Source organism: Vibrio sp. OPT20, from assembly GCF_963889365.1.
GTDB classification, from domain to species: domain Bacteria; phylum Pseudomonadota; class Gammaproteobacteria; order Enterobacterales; family Vibrionaceae; genus Vibrio; species Vibrio splendidus.
In genome coordinates, this window is the sequence record NZ_CAWPOA010000031.1 from 757,103 (window position 1) to 777,230 (window position 20,128).

Annotated in this window: 19 protein-coding genes and 1 tRNA gene; 19 read left to right on the top strand and 1 reads right to left on the bottom strand. The window is 43.9% G+C overall.

What is annotated here, in order from left to right; genetic code table 11:
• Positions 1–390 precede the first annotated feature (390 nt).
• The 13 genes from cydA to AACR09_RS04590 all read left to right on the top strand — a co-directional run bounded on the left by cydA (position 391) and on the right by AACR09_RS04590 (position 11,690).
• A complete protein-coding gene (cydA, locus tag AACR09_RS04530) occupies positions 391–1,977 on the top strand; it encodes a cytochrome ubiquinol oxidase subunit I (RefSeq protein ID WP_004736475.1) in 1,587 nt (528 codons plus the stop codon).
• A 13-nt stretch (positions 1,978–1,990) separates the two neighbouring features.
• Positions 1,991–3,127, top strand: a complete 1,137-nt coding sequence (gene cydB, locus AACR09_RS04535; RefSeq protein ID WP_114633768.1) for a cytochrome d ubiquinol oxidase subunit II — start codon at positions 1,991–1,993, stop codon at positions 3,125–3,127.
• Positions 3,128–3,158: 31 nt separating this feature from the next.
• Positions 3,159–3,266 carry a cytochrome bd-I oxidase subunit CydX gene (gene cydX, locus AACR09_RS04540; protein WP_000270284.1) on the top strand — a complete coding sequence of 36 codons (108 nt, stop codon included), beginning with the start codon at positions 3,159–3,161 and terminating at the stop codon, positions 3,264–3,266.
• Positions 3,259–3,561: a cyd operon protein YbgE gene (ybgE, locus tag AACR09_RS04545; RefSeq protein WP_193836060.1), complete on the top strand. Its 303-nt coding sequence runs from the start codon at positions 3,259–3,261 to the stop codon at positions 3,559–3,561. Before cydX ends, ybgE begins: the two co-directional genes overlap by 8 nt.
• Positions 3,562–3,733: 172 nt before the next feature.
• Positions 3,734–4,171, top strand: coding sequence for a tol-pal system-associated acyl-CoA thioesterase (gene ybgC, locus AACR09_RS04550; RefSeq protein ID WP_017078182.1), 438 nt, complete (start codon positions 3,734–3,736; stop codon positions 4,169–4,171).
• Positions 4,161–4,844, top strand: a complete 684-nt coding sequence (gene tolQ, locus AACR09_RS04555) for a protein TolQ (protein ID WP_004736480.1) — start codon at positions 4,161–4,163, stop codon at positions 4,842–4,844. Before ybgC ends, tolQ begins: the two co-directional genes overlap by 11 nt.
• A 3-nt stretch (positions 4,845–4,847) precedes the next feature.
• On the top strand, positions 4,848–5,291 hold the full coding sequence (gene tolR / locus AACR09_RS04560) for a protein TolR (protein ID WP_004736481.1): 444 nt from the start codon (positions 4,848–4,850) through the stop codon (positions 5,289–5,291).
• A 13-nt stretch (positions 5,292–5,304) separates the two neighbouring features.
• A complete protein-coding gene (gene tolA, locus AACR09_RS04565; RefSeq protein ID WP_193836061.1) occupies positions 5,305–6,372 on the top strand; it encodes a cell envelope integrity protein TolA in 1,068 nt (355 codons plus the stop codon).
• Between the two features lie 12 nt (positions 6,373–6,384).
• Complete coding sequence (gene tolB, locus AACR09_RS04570) at positions 6,385–7,737, top strand: Tol-Pal system beta propeller repeat protein TolB (RefSeq protein WP_017078184.1); 1,353 nt, start codon at positions 6,385–6,387, stop codon at positions 7,735–7,737.
• A gap of 110 nt (positions 7,738–7,847) precedes the next feature.
• Positions 7,848–8,390 carry a peptidoglycan-associated lipoprotein Pal gene (gene pal / locus AACR09_RS04575; protein ID WP_004736484.1) on the top strand — a complete coding sequence of 181 codons (543 nt, stop codon included), beginning with the start codon at positions 7,848–7,850 and terminating at the stop codon, positions 8,388–8,390.
• Positions 8,391–8,423: 33 nt separating this feature from the next.
• The gene (gene ybgF, locus AACR09_RS04580) at positions 8,424–9,212 is read left to right on the top strand and encodes a tol-pal system protein YbgF (protein ID WP_004736487.1); all 789 of its coding nucleotides are present in this window, start codon (positions 8,424–8,426) and stop codon (positions 9,210–9,212) included.
• Between the two features lie 210 nt (positions 9,213–9,422).
• On the top strand, positions 9,423–10,484 hold the full coding sequence (gene nadA, locus AACR09_RS04585) for a quinolinate synthase NadA (protein ID WP_004736488.1): 1,062 nt from the start codon (positions 9,423–9,425) through the stop codon (positions 10,482–10,484).
• 174 nt (positions 10,485–10,658) lie between these two features.
• A complete protein-coding gene (locus AACR09_RS04590) occupies positions 10,659–11,690 on the top strand; it encodes a potassium channel protein (RefSeq protein WP_004736489.1) in 1,032 nt (343 codons plus the stop codon).
• Positions 11,691–11,765: 75 nt separating this feature from the next.
• Here AACR09_RS04590 and AACR09_RS04595 read toward each other — a convergent pair whose 3' ends face one another.
• The gene (locus AACR09_RS04595) at positions 11,766–12,335 is read right to left on the bottom strand and encodes a UPF0149 family protein (protein ID WP_017083925.1); all 570 of its coding nucleotides are present in this window, start codon (positions 12,333–12,335) and stop codon (positions 11,766–11,768) included.
• Between the two features lie 138 nt (positions 12,336–12,473).
• Between AACR09_RS04595 and AACR09_RS04600 the strand changes: the two genes are divergently transcribed.
• The 6 genes from AACR09_RS04600 to AACR09_RS04625 all read left to right on the top strand — a co-directional run bounded on the left by AACR09_RS04600 (position 12,474) and on the right by AACR09_RS04625 (position 20,054).
• Positions 12,474–14,960 carry an ATP-binding protein gene (locus AACR09_RS04600; RefSeq protein WP_445329550.1) on the top strand — a complete coding sequence of 829 codons (2,487 nt, stop codon included), beginning with the start codon at positions 12,474–12,476 and terminating at the stop codon, positions 14,958–14,960.
• Positions 14,961–15,208: 248 nt separating this feature from the next.
• Positions 15,209–15,658, top strand: coding sequence for an L-alanine exporter AlaE (locus AACR09_RS04605; protein WP_004736492.1), 450 nt, complete (start codon positions 15,209–15,211; stop codon positions 15,656–15,658).
• 180 nt (positions 15,659–15,838) lie between these two features.
• Positions 15,839–15,929 (top strand) — tRNA-Ser (locus tag AACR09_RS04610).
• Positions 15,930–16,183: 254 nt separating this feature from the next.
• Complete coding sequence (gene gltS / locus AACR09_RS04615) at positions 16,184–17,398, top strand: sodium/glutamate symporter (RefSeq protein ID WP_017078190.1); 1,215 nt, start codon at positions 16,184–16,186, stop codon at positions 17,396–17,398.
• A gap of 251 nt (positions 17,399–17,649) precedes the next feature.
• Positions 17,650–18,576, top strand: a complete 927-nt coding sequence (locus AACR09_RS04620) for a LysR family transcriptional regulator (RefSeq protein WP_193836063.1) — start codon at positions 17,650–17,652, stop codon at positions 18,574–18,576.
• A 224-nt stretch (positions 18,577–18,800) separates the two neighbouring features.
• Complete coding sequence (locus tag AACR09_RS04625) at positions 18,801–20,054, top strand: D-amino acid dehydrogenase (protein WP_193836064.1); 1,254 nt, start codon at positions 18,801–18,803, stop codon at positions 20,052–20,054.
• Positions 20,055–20,128 lie beyond the last annotated feature (74 nt).

Here is a 20,128-nt window from a genome sequence, read left to right on the forward strand (position 1 = left end):
TGTCATATTTTTTGTTAATACTTTATAGGTAGTTGTAATTCGTATGTTGAGGTGGTGCTGAGCTTTTGTCACAGATATCATGCGCTGTTATTAACAGAGGCTAAATTGGTGTGATTTTAATCATGATTGTACAAAAATAACTCTAATTTGCTCGAATAAAATTGATACAAATCAACGCAAGGTTCTCCTATAAACCTTTTGAAACATACTGATTTTACCAGTAATATTAGCGCCAGCTATATTAGCTCATGCTTAACAATAATCTAACTATAACGGTACGTTTTTGCTACAAATTTCAATTTGTAATAACAATTACACAAATTGTTTTAACATGGATTTTTGCGGTGAATAATCACACAAGTGTCATTCAGCCGACACAAAGGAGTTACCATGATTGATGTTGTTGATCTGTCGCGATTGCAATTTGCATTTACAGCGATGTATCACTTCCTATTTGTTCCACTGACTTTAGGTATGGCATTTCTACTTGCCATTATGGAGTCAGTTTATGTAATGACTGGCAAGCAAATTTACAAGGACATGACTAAGTTCTGGGGTAAATTGTTTGGTATTAACTTTGCTCTTGGTGTAGCGACAGGCTTAACCATGGAGTTCCAGTTCGGTACTAACTGGTCTTACTATTCTCACTATGTTGGCGACATCTTTGGTGCTCCGCTGGCTATCGAAGCGCTTGTTGCATTCTTCCTAGAGTCTACTTTTGTTGGTCTTTTCTTCTTCGGTTGGGACAGATTGTCGAAGCGTCAGCACTTAGCGGTAACGTGGTTAGTAGCTCTTGGCTCTAACTTCTCAGCGCTTTGGATTTTGGTAGCGAACGGCTGGATGCAAAACCCAGTGGGTGCGGAATTTAACTTTGAAACCATGCGTATGGAAATGGTGAGCTTCGCTGAAGTTGTCCTAAACCCAGTAGCACAGGTTAAATTCGTACACACAGTAGCGTCTGGTTACACTACGGGTGCAATGTTCATCCTTGGTATCAGCTCATACTACATTCTTAAAGGTCGTGACCTTGCCTTTGCTCGTCGTTCTTTTGCGATTGCAGCATCTTTCGGTATGGCGGCGATCTTGTCAGTAATCGTACTAGGTGATGAATCTGGTTACGAGCTTGGTGAAGTTCAAAAAGTGAAGCTCGCTGCGGTAGAAGCCGAGTGGCACACTGAAGAAGCACCAGCAGCATTTACTGTTTTTGGTATTCCAAACCAAGAAACAATGAATACTGACTACGCAATTAAGATCCCATACGTAATGGGCATCATCGCAACGCGTTCGCTTGATACTGAAGTAACGGGCCTACGTGACTTACGTGATGATCACGTTGATCGTATCCGCACTGGTATGTACGCATACGAGCTGCTTGAAAAGCTACGTTCAGGCGATAAGTCTGAAGAAAACATCGCAGCGTTCGACGAAGTGAAAGGTGACCTAGGTTACGGTCTGCTTCTTAAGCGCTACACAGACGACGTTGTTGATGCAACAGAAGACCAAATCCAAATGGCTGCGGATGATTCTATCCCAACTGTTTGGCCTCTATTCTGGTCATTCCGTCTGATGGTTGCTTGTGGCTTCATCATGCTGTTTGTATTCGGTGCGGCGTTTGTTCAAACGTGTCGTCAGAAGATCGAACAGAAACCATGGGTACTTAAAGCGGCGCTGTTCTCAATCCCACTTCCTTGGATTGCGATCGAAGCGGGTTGGTTCGTTGCTGAGTTTGGTCGTCAACCATGGGCGGTTGGTGAAATCCTACCGGTTAACGTTGCAGCATCAGCACTAACTATTGAACAGCTATGGACTTCTCTCTTCGCTATCCTGGCACTGTACACGGTGTTCTTGATTGCTGAAGTTTACCTAATGCTGAAATTCGCACGTAAAGGTCCAAGTAGCTTAAAGACAGGCCGTTACCACTTTGAACAAAACGATAACTCTGTTGAAGACAAAGTTAGCCGTTCAGTCGAAGTATAAGTGAGGGAATATTATGTTTGATTACGAAAGCTTACGACTTATTTGGTGGGTATTGATCGGTGTTCTACTGGTTGGTTTCGCCGTAACTGATGGCTTCGATATGGGTGTTGCTGCTCTTTCACCGGTTATCGGTAAGAGCGACACTGAACGCCGTATTATGCTAAACACGATTGCCCCTCACTGGGATGGTAACCAAGTTTGGCTTATCACTGCGGGTGGCGCATTGTTTGCTGCATGGCCGCTGGTTTACGCAACGTCGTTTTCTGGTTTCTACTTCGCAATGTACGCGACGTTAGCAGCGCTTTGGTTACGACCACTCGCTCTTGATTACCGCTCTAAGATTGAAGATCCAAAATGGCGTAAAACTTGGGACTACGCACTTTGCTTTAGTGGCACAGTACCACCAATCATTTTCGGTGTGGCATTTGGTAACCTACTACAAGGTGTTCCATTTGACCTGAACGAGTTTATGATGTCTAAGTACCATGGCACGTTCTTCGCTCTGCTAAACCCGTTTGCATTGCTTTGTGGTGTATTAGCTCTGATGTTGTTCGTGATGCAAGGTGCAACATGGCTTCAAATGAAGACTACAGAAGAGCTGCACAGCCGCGCTCGTAATGTTGCTCAGATCACTGGCCTAATTGCTATTGCTCTGTTCATTATTGGTGGCTTCTGGGTTCAGTCTATTGAAGGCTACGTAATCACTAGCACGATGGACACGTTTGCTGATTCAAACCCACTAAACAAAGAAGTATCACTTCAAGTTGGTGCTTGGATGACAAACTTCGAAACGTATCCAGCAATGTGGGCTGCGCCGATTCTTGGTGTAGCAATGCCACTGCTTGCTGTGATTGCATCTCGCTTTGAGCGTGGTGGTTTCGCATTCTTGTTCTCAAGCCTATCTAACGCTGGTGTTATTTTAACGGCTGGTTTTGCAATGTTCCCATTCGTAATGCCATCAAGTCTGAACCCTAGCCATAGTTTGACTATGTGGGATTCAACAGCGAGTGAGCTAACGCTTGGTCTTATGACCGGAGTTGCGGCGGTAATGGTTCCTGTGATTCTTGGCTACACAACTTGGACATACTACAAAATGTTCGGTCGTCTAGATAAGAAACACATCGAAGATAACGACGTTTCAGCTTACTAAGCTAGAAGTTAAATAACTTAGGAGAAATTTTATGTGGTATTTCGCATGGATTTTGGGTGTACTTCTAGCATGTGCATTCGGCATCATCAATGCTCTATGGTTAGAGCATTCAGAAATGATGGATAAAGACAGTGAGTAATCTCGCGGAGCAAATCGCTAAACTGCACCAACCAATGGATAAGACTCTGTTAAGAGCTTTATCCCTAATATTGGGTTTCATGCATGTTGGTTTAGTAATGTGGGATCCTGAAACGTATGCGGCAAGCATCGGTGGCTTTAACGCTATCATTGGGCCTATGTTCATCTGGGCTGTATGCTCGAGCATGGTTTATGGTATTGGTTTTAAGCCTAGAGCTTGGATGTGGCAGCTACTGTTTAGCCCATACGTTTCACTCACAATTTTGCTCTACCTAACGGTGTTGCGCCTTTTATAAAAGGCAGAAGATTTAGGTTCATAACGACGTGAACCTTTATACTTGTTGGGTTTTTAGCCAAAAAGAGGTCATCTTATACAGATGGCCTTTTTTTTCGTCTATTAAATCAAAAAATTCACAGCGATATACTATTAATGATAAGGAGTTAGGTTATAGTGAGATCTTTATCGTTTTGGATTGTGGTATCAAATTGCAGGGAATATCTAAGCCATTTACGTGGCCAGTGACAGTGTATTACGAAGACACCGATGCAGGTGGTGTTGTATACCATTCAAACTATCTTAAGTTTTTCGAACGCGCTCGAACTGAGATGTTGCGCTCAATTGGCGTCTCTCAGCAAGTCTTGTTAGAACAAAATATCGGTTTCGTAGTCCGACATATGGACATTGATTTTATTCAAGGTGCGCGACTTGATGATTCTTTACAAGTCATTACAAATATTTACGAGTTGAAGCGAGCTACCTTGGTCTTCTGTCAAGAGATCGTAAATCCTGATGGCAAGGCATTGTGTAAAGCAATGGTTAAGGTAGCATGTATCGATAATCAAAAAATGAAACCCAAAGCAATGCCAACATTTATTCTCACGGAGCTAACGAATAGTGACTGCTGAAATCTCAATCTTAGGCCTAATATTAGAAGCTAGCTTACTAGTTAAGATGGTCATGCTGATTCTTATGGGCATGTCTGTTGTTTCTTGGGCAATGATCATAAAAAGAAGTAAAGTATTATCTCAAGCTTCTAAACAAACTGACGTATTTGAAGATAAGTTCTGGTCAGGCGTTGATCTCGCAAAACTGTACCAAGAGAGCAATAAGCGCAAAGACGAGCTTTCTGGTACTGAAGAAATTTTCTACGCAGGCTTTACTGAGTTTGCTCGCCTTCGTAAATCGAATGCAACATCTCCTGACTTCATTATGGAAGGTACTGGCCGTGCAATGCGCGTAGCGGTTGCCCGTGAAGTAGACGAGCTAGAAACCAACTTACCTTTCCTAGCAACGGTCGGTTCTATCAGTCCATACATCGGCCTATTTGGTACGGTTTGGGGCATCATGCACTCATTCATCGCATTAGGTGAAGTGAAGCAAGCGACATTAGCAATGGTTGCTCCTGGCATTGCAGAGGCACTGATCGCGACAGCAATGGGCCTATTTGCAGCAATTCCTGCTGTTATGGCTTACAACCGCTTTAGCAGTCGAGTCGGTAAGCTAGAGCACAACTATGCGACTTTCTCTGAAGAGTTCCACAGTATTCTTCACCGTCAAGCGATGGCTGGCAGGGAATAATAGATGGCCGGATACCAACCTAAAAAACGCAAAATGACAGCAGAGATCAACGTTGTACCTTACATCGACGTTATGCTTGTTTTGCTGATTATTTTTATGGTGACTTCGCCATTCGTGACTCAAGGCGTAGACGTTGAATTGCCTAAGGCTTCAACGGCTCAGTCTGCACAAGATCTATTGGGTGACGACAATGCGAGCTTTATTATCGTTGAAGTGAACAAAGACGGTGAGCTTGGTTTGAGTGTGAATAACGAAGAAGTACAGCGTGGCTTATCAATGGAAGACATTATCGTCCGAGTGAAAGCCGAGCTGTCTCTTAAGCCAAACTCTCCAGTGGCGGTTGGTGGTGATGCCGCAACGCCTTACGCTGAAGTGGTTTTATTACTTGATGAATTAAGCCGTGCAGGTGTGCCAAAGGTTGGCCTATTAACGGATATAAGGGAATAGCTCCGTAGCATTCATGAAAGCGAATAATAAGAAATCCAATAACTTTAGATCACCGCTTCTTATCTCTCTAGGGCTGCACGTCATCTTATTCGTTGCGCTTATTTGGGGGGCGGATTTCACAATGTCGGAGCCAAAGCCTACTGGGCAGATGGTTCAAGCCGTGGTGATTGATCCTCAGTTGGTTCGCCAACAAGCTCAACAGATTCGTCAACAAAGAGAAGCAGCGAGTAAGAAAGAGCAAGAGCGTCTAGACAAACTAAGACGTGAAAGCGAACGACTTGAAAAAAATCGTAAAGCTGAAGAAGAGAACATTCGAAAGCTGAAAGAAAAGCAGGCTAAAGAAGCGAAAGCCGCTCGCGAAGCGGAAAAGCGTCGAGTTGAGAATGAAAAACAACGTAAAGTTGAAGAGACTCGTTTAAAGCAAGAACAAAAGAAAGCCGCTAAAGCAGAAGCTGATCGTAAAGTCAAAGAAGCAGCGGTTGTGAAAGCGGAAAAAGAGCGCAAAGCCAAAGAAGTGGCGATAGCTAAAGCTGAACAAGAACGTGTGGCAAAAGAAAAGGCCGCGAAAGAAGCTGCAGATAAAGCTCGTAAAGAAAAAGAAGCCGCTGAACGTGCTGAAAAGCAACGTATAGCGAAAGAGAAAGAAGCGGCAGCCGCAGCGGAGAAAGCGCGCAAAGCAAAAGAAGCTGCAGCAAGAGCTGAAAAAGAGCGTAAACAGCAAGAGGCAGCATTGAACGACATCTTTGCTGGACTGGAGACTGAATCGACTCAAAACTCTTCAGCAAGACAACAGTTTATTAGTGATGAAGCACAGCGTTACGGCGCTATTTATACCCAATTGATTCAGCAGAACCTGTTGTTAGAAGACAGCTATAGAGGGCGCTCATGTCGAGTGAACCTTAAGCTGATTCCAACGGGCTCTAACGCGATATTGGGTAGCTTGAGTATCTTAGATGGCGATAGCCGTTTATGTGCAGCAACCAAGCGTGCAGTGGCACAAGTGCAATCTTACCCGTTGCCGAAAGACCCAGACATTGTGAAATCACTGAAAGACATTAACTTAACTGTATCACCAGAGTAAAAGGACGAACTTGTGTTAAAGAAACTATTACTGAGTTTTGTTTTCTTAATAGCTACAAGCAGCCAGTTTGCACACGCGGCACTGGAGCTGGTTATTACAGACGGTATTAACTCCGCAAGACCTATCGCTATTGTCCCTTTCCGTTGGGAAGGCGCAGAGCCATTGCCACACGATGTATCAGCGGTTATTGCTTCTGATTTACAACGCAGTGGTAAATTCAGCCCAGTTGCAACAAGCAAGATGCCACAGACGCCTTACAGCGAAAGTGAGGTGGATTTTGATGCTTGGACTAACTTAGGCGTTGATTCATTACTTACTGGCAGCATTACTAAAAATGCTGAAGGCCAATATGTAGTCAACTATCAACTGATCGACATTGTTCGTGGTCAATTGACCAAAGGGCAAAGCCGTGCGTTAAGTGATGAGGGCCAACTGGTACTTTCTAAAGACCACGTGTTGTTCAATAAGAAAGCGACAGTTCCTGGTAAACGCTTGAGAGAGTATGCACACCGTATTTCTGATTTAGTGTATGAAGAACTGACTGGCGAGAAAGGTGCGTTCTTAACTCGTATTTCTTATGTGGTAGTGAACGACAAAGATAAATACCCATACCAACTTCGTGTTGCTGACTACGATGGGTTTAACGAGCGCTTGGTACTTCGTTCTAAGCAACCACTAATGTCACCGGCATGGTCACCAGACGGTAAAAAGCTTGCTTATGTGAGTTTCCAAAATGGCCAAGCTGAAATATTCATCATGAATATTTACACGGGTGAGCGTGAGAAAGTAACGTCATACCCTCGTCATAATGGTGCGCCAAGATTCTCGCCAGATGGTAAAACATTGGCATTGGTATTGTCTAAAACAGGCAGCCTTCAGGTGTACACACTTGACCTTGCTAGCCGTAAGCTGACTCAAATTACTCGTGGCCGTTCTAATAACACGGAACCATTCTGGTACCCAGATGGCAAGTCTCTTATTTTCACATCGGATCGTGGTGGTAAACCACAGATTTATAATGTAAATTTGTCCAATAATTCGACTTCTCGTATTACTTGGCAAGGTAGCCAAAACTTAGGTGGCCAGATCACCCCTGATGGTCGATTCCTAATCATGGTCAATCGCAGTAATTCAGGCTTCAACTTGGCTAAGCAAGATTTGGAAACCGGTGCGGTTCAGGTGCTAACAAAGACATTGTTAGATGAATCTCCAAGTATTGCGCCAAATGGAGGTATGGTTATCTATAGCTCTATTTACAACAAAACAAACGTATTATCGATGGTTTCTATCGATGGCCGTTTCAAAGCTAGATTACCGGCAACCAACGGACGTGTAAGAGCGCCTGCATGGTCACCGTTCCTCTAGCGAAGTGATACATTCTTTTAGCTATTGATAGTGTTAACTATTGTGGCAATTAACTATCTATAGCACTTAGTCGCTGTAGAAACTAAGTTTGATAACGTAAGGAAAAAAAGATGCAACTTAACAAAGTTCTTAAAGGCTTGATGATTGCACTACCAGTGATGGCAGTAACGGCATGTAGCTCAACTGATGAAGCAACATCTGCAACTTCAGGTACTGAAAGCAACCAAACAACTTCAGGTTCAGAAGGCAACGTAGACACAACTGTTGTAACGCCAATTGATGCTAATGCTCAACTGTCTGAGCAAGAGCTTAAAGAGCAAGCGCTACGCGAAACTCAAACAATCTACTTTGCATTCGATAACTCTACTATCGCTGGCGACTACGAAGAAATTCTAGCAGCTCACGCAGCTTACCTAAGCAACAACGTTGACATGAACGTTACTATCGAAGGTCACGCTGACGAACGCGGTACTCCTGAGTACAACATCGCTCTTGGCGAGCGTCGTGCACAAGCTGTAGCGAAATACCTACAAGCTCTAGGTGTTCAAGCAGACCAAATCTCTATCGTAAGCTACGGTGAAGAGAAGCCACTTCTTCTAGGTCAATCTGAAGATGTGTACGCTAAAAACCGTCGCGCAGTACTAGTTTACTAATTTTAGTAGACTATATAATTGAGGAATTGCCTCATGTTCAGTAACACAAAGCGAGTCATTTTGCTTTCGTTACTGGCAAGTGCAGCGAACACTACGTTCGCTGCACCAGCTCCAGTATCCGATCTCAATAGCACCGCAACCAATTCATCATCTTCCTCTCGAGCAGCGTCTGCATCTAACGAATCAGATATTGAGCGTTTAGAGCGCCTGCTTCAAAATCGCAATCTCGTTCAGCTTCAAATGCAACAGCAAATCGACGACATGGCACTGGAGATCAGTGAACTTCGTGGTGAGCTGGAACGAAACAGCTACGATATGAAGCAAATGCTAGAGCGCCAACGCGAACTGTTCATTGAACTGGATCGTGTGAGAGGCGAGGTGAAAGCAGCAGGAACAGCAACGGTAGCAGTAGCGGCGAGCGAAGGCTCTAAAGACGCTTCTGGTACGTTCAGTACTGATGTGGATGAGCAAACCGCTTATCAAAATGCTGTAGATATGATTCTAAAGCAACGAGACTACACGGGTGCTATCGCAGCATTTCAAAAGTTTCAAAAAGACTTCCCAGATTCAACCTTCACACCTAACTCACACTACTGGTTAGGTCAGCTTTATTTTGCTAAGAAGCAAGATAAAGAAGCCGTGAAGAGCTTTGCCGCTGTTGTGTCATACAAAGACTCAAATAAGCGAGCAGATGCACTGGTTAAGCTTGGTGACATAGCTGCACGCAACAACAATGCGGCGCAAGCTAAGAAATATTACCAACAAGTCGTTACCGAGTACCCAAACAGTGCTTCGGCTAAAGTGGCTAAAACCCACTTGTAAAACAAAATAGGGGTGCTCAGGTACCTCTTTTTTATACCTGTTCACTCCCGTTTAGTGTCTATTTATCTTCTTTATGATGCCAACACATCGCCTTGTTTATGCGTTTTAAGCATTAGCTAGTCACTACTTGCAACCAATCCTTTTTGATCCTCATCGCTGTCCTGTGTAGAATACTCTAATCCTCGGAAGAAGTTGCGTAGAGCAAGAGCAATGAGTCATATACTAGATAAAATCGATACAGTTTACCCGTTTCCGCCTAAGCCAGTTCCATTGAGCGACGCTCAGAAACAGGCCCACATCGCAAACATCAAAAAACTACTTCAAGAAAAAGATGCAGTTCTAATTGCACACTACTACACCGATCCTGAAATTCAGGCTCTGGCAGAAGAAACTGGTGGTTTCGTTGGCGATTCATTAGAAATGGCTAAGTTTGGTAACCGTCATTCAGCAAGCACTTTGATCATCGCTGGTGTTCGTTTTATGGGTGAGTCTGCAAAGATCCTTACCCCTGAAAAACGCATTTTAATGCCAACGCTTGAAGCTGAATGTTCACTTGATCTTGGCTGTCCTGCGGATAAGTTTACAGAATTTTGTGATGCTCACCCCGACCACACCGTGGTTGTATACGCGAACACCTCTGCGGCTGTTAAAGCACGTGCTGATTGGGTCGTTACGTCGAGCATCGCTTTAGAAATTGTTGAAAGCTTAGATGCTGAAGGTAAACCCATTATTTGGGGGCCAGACCGCCACCTAGGTTCTTACATTGCAAATCAAACTGGCGCTGACATGTTGCTTTGGCAAGGTGAGTGTATCGTTCATGATGAATTCTCAGCTGATGCTTTGAAGAAAATGAAATCGGTCTACCCAGAAGCGGCTATTTTGGTTCACCCAGAATCACCAGCAAGCGTAGTTGAACTGGCTGATGCTGTAGGCTCAACAAGCCAACTGATCAAGAAAGCAAAAGAGCTGCCTCATCCACAGATGATTGTTGCGACAGACAAAGGTATCTTCTTTAAGATGCAGCAATTGGTTCCTGAAAAAGAGCTGATTGAAGCGCCGACTGCGGGTGCTGGTGCAACTTGTCGCAGCTGCGCACACTGTCCTTGGATGGCTATGAATGGCCTTGAAGCGATTGAAAATGCACTTGAGCATGGTGGTGAGCAACACGAAATCTTCGTTTCTGACGAATTACGCGTTAAGTCTCTTATTCCATTGAACCGTATGCTAGATTTTGCAGAGCAGTTAAATGTGCAGGTAAAAGGTAACGCGTAAGCCGTTCTTTTATCTAACGTACGAAAAACCAGCCAATAGTGCTGGTTTTTTTGTACCTGAGTATAGGGCGACCATATCAATCTTGTGGTCATGTATCTTTTTCTGATGATACATCTTGTTGATATCGCGTATTTTTTCTAGCATGTAACTAAGAGAAATGGATTAGAGGCTCGAATGATAATCTGGTTACAACTCAAACGCTGGATCAAAGCAAACATCTTTGTTTTGAATGGCAAAAACTTACTGTTCACTTTTCTTGGCTACATAGTTCTATCGTGGTCGATGCTGTATTTGGCGGGTGAAACAGATTTAACCAGTTCGGTTACCGTATTTGCTTACTACTTGGTGGTCACGGCTTCTACAGTTGGTTATGGTGATTTGTCACCAACCACAGCTGCGGGGCAGTGGATAGTCATTCTATTTGTGATTCCGGGTGGACTCAGCCTTTTTGCCGCATTACTCGGTAAAGTGGCAACAGAAGGTGTTGAATATTGGCGAGCGGGCTTGCTAGGGAAAAGGAGAGTTAGAGTGGACAACCACATTTTGATGTTGGGATGGAATGAACAAAGAACTATTCACCTCATCCGCATGCTGCAACACGAAGAAACGGGTAAGCGACCAATCGTATTATGTACTCGTTCAGATATCGAAAACCCGTTACCCGGTGAAATCAATTTCGTCAAAGTAAACAGCTACACCGATGGAAAAGAGATGGAGAAAACGGGTATTGAGTCTGCGAGTTGCATCCTGATTGATAACCCAGAAGACGACATCACCCTGTCTGCAGCACTTTACTGTGCTAACCGAAATCCGAAAGCTCACTTACTGGTTTATTTTAAAGATGAAGCGCTGAGCGACCTGCTACATAAACATTGCCCAAACTCTGAATGTATTCCGGCTGTGGGTGCAGAGATGCTAGCAAAGGCTGCAGTAGACCCAGGTTCAAGTGCGCTTCATCAAGAGCTATTGAGCTCAACAAGAGGTATGACACAATATTCAACGTATTTCCCTGAAGACGCTGAGCCTGTCACCGTCGCGCCTATTTTCTCTGTGTTTAAAGAGAAGTACAAAGCAACGCTGATCGCGATTGATACGGGGAGTGGTATAGAACTTAACCCAGAACTAGACCAAGTTGTCAGCAGCGGTACTAAACTATTTTATATCGCCGACGAGCGAATTGATGACTTCGATTGGAAAGGCTTCTAGATCTACTATTTTAATCTCGTCCAAAAACGAAAAAAGGCCTCATTGTGAGGCCTTTGGGTATGTATACAGCTAACTTTATTGAGCTTCAGCCAGGGCAATACCACGCTGCGTTAATCCGCAAAGCATTACAGGAACAGCGTTAAAGATCTCTTCAAATTGCTCTAGGCCTTCGATGCCTTGCTCTGCAAGTGTCGCAATTGACGTTTCTGGGTCGTAAAGCATGCTCAGTGAAAGCAACACACCGCCCACGAGTGCGTTGTCTTCGCTCTCTTCAGGCATCAATGTTTCCCAGTCATCACGGGCGATCTGCCAGCCTTGAAGTAAGCCTTCACAGAAATCGCGAGCAGCGGTATTCACCACTTCTGCATCATCCAATTGGCAAGCTTCAGGCCAAACCCACGTTCCTTCAATTAGCTCAGGACGTGTTTTATTCCAAAGCGTGATGATAACTTCAATGTAGCTCTCTAGCTGCTCACCATCCGTAAAAGGCGCGACTTCTTCGCCACCCCATAAGAACGGTAGCCACTCATGCGGGGTTAACACATTAGGTGCCGCAGCCATTGCCGTGACAAATCCCATTGTTTTGTGTTCTGTGATTAGCTTTCCTTCCAACTCTGGAAGCGCAAGAATATCTTGTAAAGTCAAAGTGAGGTACCGTAAAAGGGAACATATTTGCGCTTATAGTACCAATGAACTTGTACCAATCAAGCTTCATTCTAAAAAGGCTTGATGTCATGGATGATAAACACTAGGTTTAACAGAAAAGAAAACAATAAAAGAATTATGCAGATACGGTCGTCTTTAAAGAAAAAAAGTATGGTAGCGCTTGGGTTATACCTTGCGATGTTTATTGCCATTGTCGGTAGTGTGACGTATTACGTCGTAGAATCCCCTGTGCGCGCCAAATTACAACAAAACCTCGACTTGCGTACGCAACTTTTGTCCGCATTGATTACAGAGCCGCTCAGCAGCTCTCAAGGCTTTGTTGATAGTCTAGTTGGCTTTGCTCAAGCGCATCGTAACGGTGATGATGTTATTCCGCTCTTTAAATTCATGTTGGCGGCGAGCGACGATACGATCGTCAGTGCTGGAATTTGGCCTGAACCTTATGCGCTTGACCCTAAAAAGCTTCTTAACAGCCACTTTTTCAATAAAGCCGACGATGGAAAAATTGATCAGCTGTTTTCTTATAACAATCCTAAAAACACCCCTTATCAAGAAGAGTATTGGTACACCTCTGTAGTCAACAAAGAACAAGGAACGATCTCTTGGAGCGATGTCTATATCGACCCATACACACACGTTCGAATGATTACCGCTTCATCGCCTTATTATTACGACGGCATTTTTGCTGGCGTTGCGACGGTGGATCTCTCACTTGAAGAGTTGCTAGGCTTTATCAAGAACCACGCCGAAGAATACAATCTTGGCATTATGCTCAGAGATAAACTCAATCAAGTGTTGGTTTCGCATAACTTCAATCTCGTTGAAGGGATCTACATCAGTAGCAATCAATTTGGTGATTTCGGTTGGCAAGTGGATGTGGTTAATTCTAAGTCACGTGTAGCAGACGAAGTATTTCGTCAGGTGATGAGTATTGAGGGCGGTATTGTTCCGCTATTGCTACTTTGTGTGATGGCGGGCTACTACTTATTGAACCGTTATTTGATTAGCCCAATTACAACGATTGCTGCACAGGTAGATAGCTCGAAAGCAGGCGAAATCATAGATGTTGACTACTCAAGTGAAGACGAAATTGGTCACTTAATTAAAACGTTCAACGAAAAGACCATTTATCTCGAAGCGGAAAAGGTTAAAGCTCAGGCATCCACCAATGCAAAAACCGCTTTCCTTGCGACCCTGTCACATGAAATTCGTACTCCTATGAATGGGGTATTGGGTACTGCTCAGATCCTATTAAAAACGCCTTTAAATTCTGAACAAGAGAAGCATCTCAAGAGTTTGTATGAGTCCGGTGATCACATGATGACCTTACTCAATGAAATCTTAGACTTTTCGAAGATCGAGCAGGGAAGGCTGGATCTTGATGAGACTCGCTTTCCACTCGATTCGATCATCGGCAGTATCAACAGTGTCTACTTCACACTCTCTTCAGAGAAAGGACTTCAATTCAAAGTGTATTCTGAGGTGCCTTCTGGTCGTTGGTACTTCTCAGATAAAGCACGTCTACGACAAATCTTGTTTAATCTTTTGAACAACGCGGTGAAGTTTACTTCCAGAGGCTTTGTTGAGGTGTACCTGAAAGAAGTGATAGAGGGGAGTGACACCTACCTTAGTATTCGAGTTCGCGATACCGGAATTGGTATTTCTAAGGAAGCTCAAAAGCGTATTTTCAAACCTTTCGAACAAGCGGAGTCTTCCACAACAAGGCGTTTTGGCGGTACAGGCCTTGGCTTAGCGATAGTGAAGAAAATTGCCCAACTCATGGATGGCAGTATTACCGTCACCAGTGAAGAAGGGATAGGCACGAGCTTTGATGTTCGCTTGAAGATTCAGCCATGCCAGCCTGGCGAGATAGAGAGCTTGCCACATAAGAAGTTGGACTACTCAGGCTTAAAAGTATTGATTGTCGAGGATAACCGAACGAATACGGTGATCATTGAAACCTTCATGAGCAGCAAAGGTTTCACTTGTAAGAGCGTCGAAAATGGTGAACTTGCAATACAAGCCGTGGTTGCCGAGCGCTTTGATTTGGTACTCATGGATAACCATATGCCTGTGATGGATGGCGTTGAATCAACCACTGCGATTCGTGCTTTGATAGGTGATGTGTCATCGGTACTGGTATTTGGTTGTACGGCTGATGTCTTTAAAGAGACTCGCGAACGTATGCAGGGGGCGGGTGTGGACTACATTATCGCTAAGCCGATTGATGAGCGTGAGCTGGATGACGCGTTGTTCCGCTATTCAAATAAGCTTTATCAATACCATGAAGTAAAAGCGGATGCTCTCGAAAGCCAAGATGTAAAAAAGCACGACTCGAAAAGTAAAAGCGAGTCACTGCCTAAACCTGATCTGCGAAATAAAGATAACACCGAAGAGCTATTGGTGACGCTGTATGTGGCGCTAGAAGACAACAACCTAGAACTGATTCAATTTGCACTAGAGAGTCTACGTGCCCACGTTGAACCTATGAACAACGCTGAACTTACTGAACAAGTCGATAAAGCGCTAGAGCAGGTTTCTTTAGGAGCACCACCTACACAAGATGTCATTAATATCATTACCGTAAATCTACCGATGGCTTAAATGTTGTTTAATTACGGTAAGTAAATGACGAATTGTCCAATATTTGACCTTGGTTTGATTTTTTGGTGGAAGCTACTGCTTTTGAAGAGGTTTTTGGTTGTTAATTTACAACTTGATTTTTAATTTGGAATGTATGACTGCTAATCTTATGATTTAATAGCGACATTATCTGGTAGGGTGTAAATACACCTTGTTTATATGTTACTAATTCACTCAATAGGCAGTGATATATTTTAGGTTTGGCGTCGATGAAGTCTCGTGGTCCATTTTGTATTCGAAACGCAGCTGCGGATACATTTGCTATGGTCGTTTTCTGTTTTATTTCAGGCATGATCGTAGAAGTGTTTATTTCTGGTATGACATTTGAGCAGTCTCTCGCTTCTCGAACGTTATCTATCCCAGTGAACATTGCTATTGCTTGGCCTTATGGTCTTTTTCGTGATTGGTTTTTACGTAATGGTGCAAAGCTTTCACAAAGTTCGTTGATGAAGAATATTTCTGACCTTTTAGCTTACGTGTTGTTCCAGTCGCCTGTGTATGCCGGTATTTTATTGGCGGTGGGTGCTTCAAGCGACCAGATCGTTACGGCTGTAACCAGTAATGCGGTTATCTCGTGTGGTATGGGCGTACTTTATGGCTACTTCCTAGATATGTGCCGTAAATGGTTTCGAGTTCCGGGCTACTATCAACAAGCTTAAGAAAAGCAACAAGCGTAAGTGCAGCGAAAGAATGAAATTTGGTTTGTTTTTGATCTAATGAGTTAATTTGTAATCGAACAAACTGAAAAAGGCACTTTTTTTGACAAAGCCCCTTGACCAAAGCAAGCAGAATCAATAAAGTAGCGCCTCGTTGAGTGACAAGCTCAACACACAATTTGTGGAAGGATGGCTGAGTGGCTTAAGGCGCTCGCCTGGAAAGCGAGTATACGTTTATAGCGTATCTGGGGTTCAAATCCCCATCCTTCCACCACTATTCAAAACCCTAGCAGAAATGCTGGGGTTTTCTCGTTTTAGAGCCCCTATATTTCACGTCATCTACATCCATCCCTAGTATCAGTTCCTTTAATCATTTCTTTATAGTTATTTCCTCTATTAATGGCGTCGCAGACTGAACCATATTTGGTGTTTTTATCATCGATAAACGCTTGATCTTTTGGTATGAATCTAGATTATTAATAGTACGAAATATTATTAATAATCTAACTATTAGGAATTCATTACCCCATGACAGAAACCCTAGTTTCTCCAATGCTCTCTTTTACTATCGCGATTTCGTTACTGTTTATCGGTAAAGGTTTGATTGAACGATCTGAAGTATTAAGAAAGTATTCACTACCAGAGCCTGTGATTGGTGGCTTTGTTTGTGCTGCGACCGTAGCGGCGCTTTACTATATTTTTGAAATCCAAATCACCTTTAGCCTAGATGTAAGAGACTTTTTACTTCTCTACTTTTTTGCTGGTATCGGACTCCAAGCGGATATTAAGACACTGATTAAGGGTGGGCGACCGTTGTTCATTCTATTGTTTCTTGCTGCCGTCTTTATCGTTCTGCAAAACGTGGTAGGGATGGCAGTAGCTTCTGGCTTTGGAATGGATCCTAAAGCTGGTTTGTTATCGGGCTCTGTTAGCTTAATCGGTGGCGTAGGTACAACGTTAGCGTGGGCGCCAATGTTTGTGGAAGAGTTTGGTATCGCTAACGCGCTAGAGCTAGGTGTGGCGTCAAATACGGTTGGTTTAATTGCTGCGTGTGTGATTGGTGGTCCAATTGCCAACTACCTACTAAACAAGCACAAAGTGAGCCCATCCAATGAAGAAGAAGTGACAGTTGGTGCATACCAAGAAAGTGAAACTCGCAGTGAATTGAGCCATTACGGTGTCTTGTGGGCGTGGTTGATTCTCAACTTAACACTGATGCTCGGTTACAGCTTGAGCGAAGTTATCGATTCGATGGGCTTAAAACTGCCGTTATTCGTAAGCTGCTTAATTGCCGGTATCCTCATAGGAAACATTGGTCGAGCATTGTTCAAGAAGCGTCGTACACAAGAGAAAATTGCTCAAGGCCGCAAAGGCTTAGCGATGATCTCTGATATCTGCTTAGGTATGTTCTTGACCATGGCCTTGATGGGGCTGCGTATCTGGGATCTCGATGGACTGTTTGGCTATATCTCTGTTGTCATGAGTATCCAGATCCTGCTTTCACTGCTGTTTACGATATTTGTCGTTTATTACCTAATGGGGCGAAACTATGATTCTGTGGTGATATGTTCAGGCTTCGGTGGTATCACTCTTGGCTCGACAGCAACTGCAATTGTTAACATGACCGCGGTAACTCACCGCTATGGCGCAAGCCCACAAGCGTTCATTGTGGTGCCATTGGTGTGTGGATTCTTTGTGGATTTGATTAACGCGTTAGTGATCAGTTTCTTTGTTGGGATGTAGTGAAGTGACCGGTTATTAACTGCTTGAGGTTTACATCGGGATAATGACCACAAAGGCGATAACGAAAATTGTCGCCTTTGTCCTATTTACAGCAAACTAAATAATATGAATCTTCCTTCAATCTTTGGCTTGGCAGTGACTCGGTGCACAAGTTAGTAAGTGCAAACACGATCTTGATAAATTGGGATACATGTTCGCAGTAAATTTGTGAGACGCTTGAATCAGTGTCAGTTGAATCACAAGGAAGTTTAATGCACCACTTTAATATCCGTGCGCTGGAATACCTTAATGCTTTATCGAAATACGGGTCGTTACGTAAGGCGTCTAAGATGATGAACGTTGACCCTGCCGCGATGAGTAGAATGCTGACACAGTTAGAAGCGCAAGCGGAAATGAAAGTATGGGAGCGCAACAACCGCCAATCACTGTTAACTGAAGCGGGTAATGAACTGCTGAATTACTACCGTTCCATTGTTCGTGGAGAGGCCGCAGTACTTGCTCGACTAACCAAGCTTAAAAACCTCAAAGGAGGCAATGTCAGCATTGCCATCGGTGAAGGGTTTATTACCAACTTGGTGTCAAAGCCGATGCAAACCTTCATGGCTCGATACCCTGATATCAACTTATCAATTGAGATTGCTGGGGCATTGGACGCCGTAAAAATGTTGGAAGATCAACAGATAGATTTTGCGATAACCTATGCATCTGCACCGCACCCTAAACTGCACTCCCACGTTGAACGCAGCCATCCGCTGGAATTGATTGCTCCGAAAGGACACTCCCTGACGATGAAAAGTGCACCTGTGACACTGCGAGATATTAAAGATGCTTCTCTCGCCTTGATCGATAACTCGACCGGCATGGGGAGACTGGTAAAGCAGGCCGAACAATTTTCCCATCTTACCTTGCAGCCAAAGCTTCAAACCAATTCGGTAACCGCACTGACTAACTTTGTTTCAGCAGGGTTGGGCGTAACCTTTATGCCCAAACTCACCGTGATCGATGAGATCAAGTCTGGGCAGATCGAAGTGGTTGCGACCGAGTTGGAGATGCTATCGAAGGCGACGGTTAAGGTTCAATCTTTGAAAGGTCGCGCACTTACGTTACAGGCCGAAACCTTGTTGGATTTCCTACTCGAGAACGCCACTTTCTTGAGTCATGACGCTTACAATATCTAGGCATAGTAGATTTATGTAACGATCCCTCCCAAGCTCCCAAATACCGCCAATATCACAGTTCCAAACTGCCGAATTCGTTTTTAAGTCGAATTGAGTTTTTGTCAACACTCTACCTATTGTTAAGTCAACACGTGCGGAATAAGTTACAAATCATTAACGAAACGAGTTTTACACTGACAACTGTGTTCAACTGGTTTTGGCTTTGTCGGCATTAGGGGAAGAGAATGGAAGTTATTGTAATTGGCAGCGGTGTTATTGGATTGACCAGTGCTTGGTACCTGGCGAAAGAAGGTCACTCGGTCACGGTTATTGATCGTCAAGATTGCAGTGGCAAAGAAACCAGCTTTGCGAATGCAGGGCAAATTTCTTATGGCTATTCTTCACCATGGGCGGCGCCTGGTATCCCTTTGAAAGCGATGAAATGGTTAACCCAAGAACATGCCCCTCTCAAAGTAAAGCCTTCGCTTTCTCCTGAGTTGGTTTCTTGGGCGACGAAGATGCTCGCCAACTGCAACGAAGCTAAATATGCACGGAACAAATCGCGGATGCTGAGAGTCGCAAACTACAGCCGAGATTGTCTGACTGAGCTAAGAACCAGTGAGCAATTGGCTTATGAAGGTAGGCAGAAAGGGACGCTACAAGTGTTTCGAAGCGAAAAGCAATTGGATTTCATTCAGCAAGATATGAAGCTGCTTAAAGAAAGTGGAATTGAGCACTCGTTGTTTGATGTTGAGCAATGCCTATCCATTGAACCAGGTTTATCAGATGTGAAAGATAAGCTGGTTGGCGGCCTGTATTTACCACATGATGAAACCGGTGATTGCCATCAATTCTGTTTAACCTTAACTGAGAAAGCCAAGCAACTCGGTGTTAGGTTCGTGTTTGATACTGAAGTGGTCAAGCTCAATCATCAGAATCAAACCATTGAAAGTATTACCACGACTCAAGGTGACTTCAAAGCGGACGCTTACGTGGTCGCTTCAGGAAGCTATTCTCGAGACTTGTTGAAGCAAGTCGACTTGTCGATACCTGTCTATCCAGTGAAAGGGTATTCGCTAACGCTACCGATCGTGAATGCAGATAAGTCACCAACCTCTACTGTAATGGATGAAACCTACAAGGTGGCGATGACGCGTTTTGATGACCGAATTCGTATTGCGGGTACGGCAGAGCTCGCTGGTTTTGACTACCTAATCCCAGAAAAACGCAAAGCCACGATTGATATGGTGATCAAAGATCTCTTTCCACAAGCGGGTGATTTTTCAAAGGCAGAGTATTGGACTGGGCTAAGACCAATGACGCCAGATGGCACGCCTATTATCGGCAAGACTCCGATTAAGAACTTATTTACCAATACGGGCCATGGAACATTGGGTTGGACGATGGCGTGTGGTTCAGGGAAGATCTTGGCAAGTGTAGTCAGTGGTTCTTCAAGTGATATCAAAACAGATGACTTGAGTATTCATCGTTATTTGTAACAACATGATGTAATGATGGTGAAAGTAACCCCATTCTTAAGTTTTAGAATGGGGTTGTTTTTTCTGGGTGGGTG

Bases quoted from the DNA above. Each gene is read 5' to 3' on its own strand.
- cydA (WP_004736475.1), top strand. From the start codon at position 391: ATGATTGATGTTGTTGATCTGTCGCGATTGCAATTTGCATTTACAGCG.
- cydB (WP_114633768.1), top strand. From the start codon at position 1,991: ATGTTTGATTACGAAAGCTTACGACTTATTTGGTGGGTATTGATCGGT.
- cydX (WP_000270284.1), top strand. From the start codon at position 3,159: ATGTGGTATTTCGCATGGATTTTGGGTGTACTTCTAGCATGTGCATTC.
- tolR (WP_004736481.1), top strand. From the start codon at position 4,848: ATGGCCGGATACCAACCTAAAAAACGCAAAATGACAGCAGAGATCAAC.
- tolA (WP_193836061.1), top strand. From the start codon at position 5,305: ATGAAAGCGAATAATAAGAAATCCAATAACTTTAGATCACCGCTTCTT.
- pal (WP_004736484.1), top strand. From the start codon at position 7,848: ATGCAACTTAACAAAGTTCTTAAAGGCTTGATGATTGCACTACCAGTG.
- ybgF (WP_004736487.1), top strand. From the start codon at position 8,424: ATGTTCAGTAACACAAAGCGAGTCATTTTGCTTTCGTTACTGGCAAGT.
- nadA (WP_004736488.1), top strand. From the start codon at position 9,423: ATGAGTCATATACTAGATAAAATCGATACAGTTTACCCGTTTCCGCCT.
- AACR09_RS04590 (WP_004736489.1), top strand. From the start codon at position 10,659: ATGATAATCTGGTTACAACTCAAACGCTGGATCAAAGCAAACATCTTT.
- AACR09_RS04600 (WP_445329550.1), top strand. From the start codon at position 12,474: ATGCAGATACGGTCGTCTTTAAAGAAAAAAAGTATGGTAGCGCTTGGG.
- AACR09_RS04605 (WP_004736492.1), top strand. From the start codon at position 15,209: ATGAAGTCTCGTGGTCCATTTTGTATTCGAAACGCAGCTGCGGATACA.
- gltS (WP_017078190.1), top strand. From the start codon at position 16,184: ATGACAGAAACCCTAGTTTCTCCAATGCTCTCTTTTACTATCGCGATT.
- AACR09_RS04620 (WP_193836063.1), top strand. From the start codon at position 17,650: ATGCACCACTTTAATATCCGTGCGCTGGAATACCTTAATGCTTTATCG.
- AACR09_RS04625 (WP_193836064.1), top strand. From the start codon at position 18,801: ATGGAAGTTATTGTAATTGGCAGCGGTGTTATTGGATTGACCAGTGCT.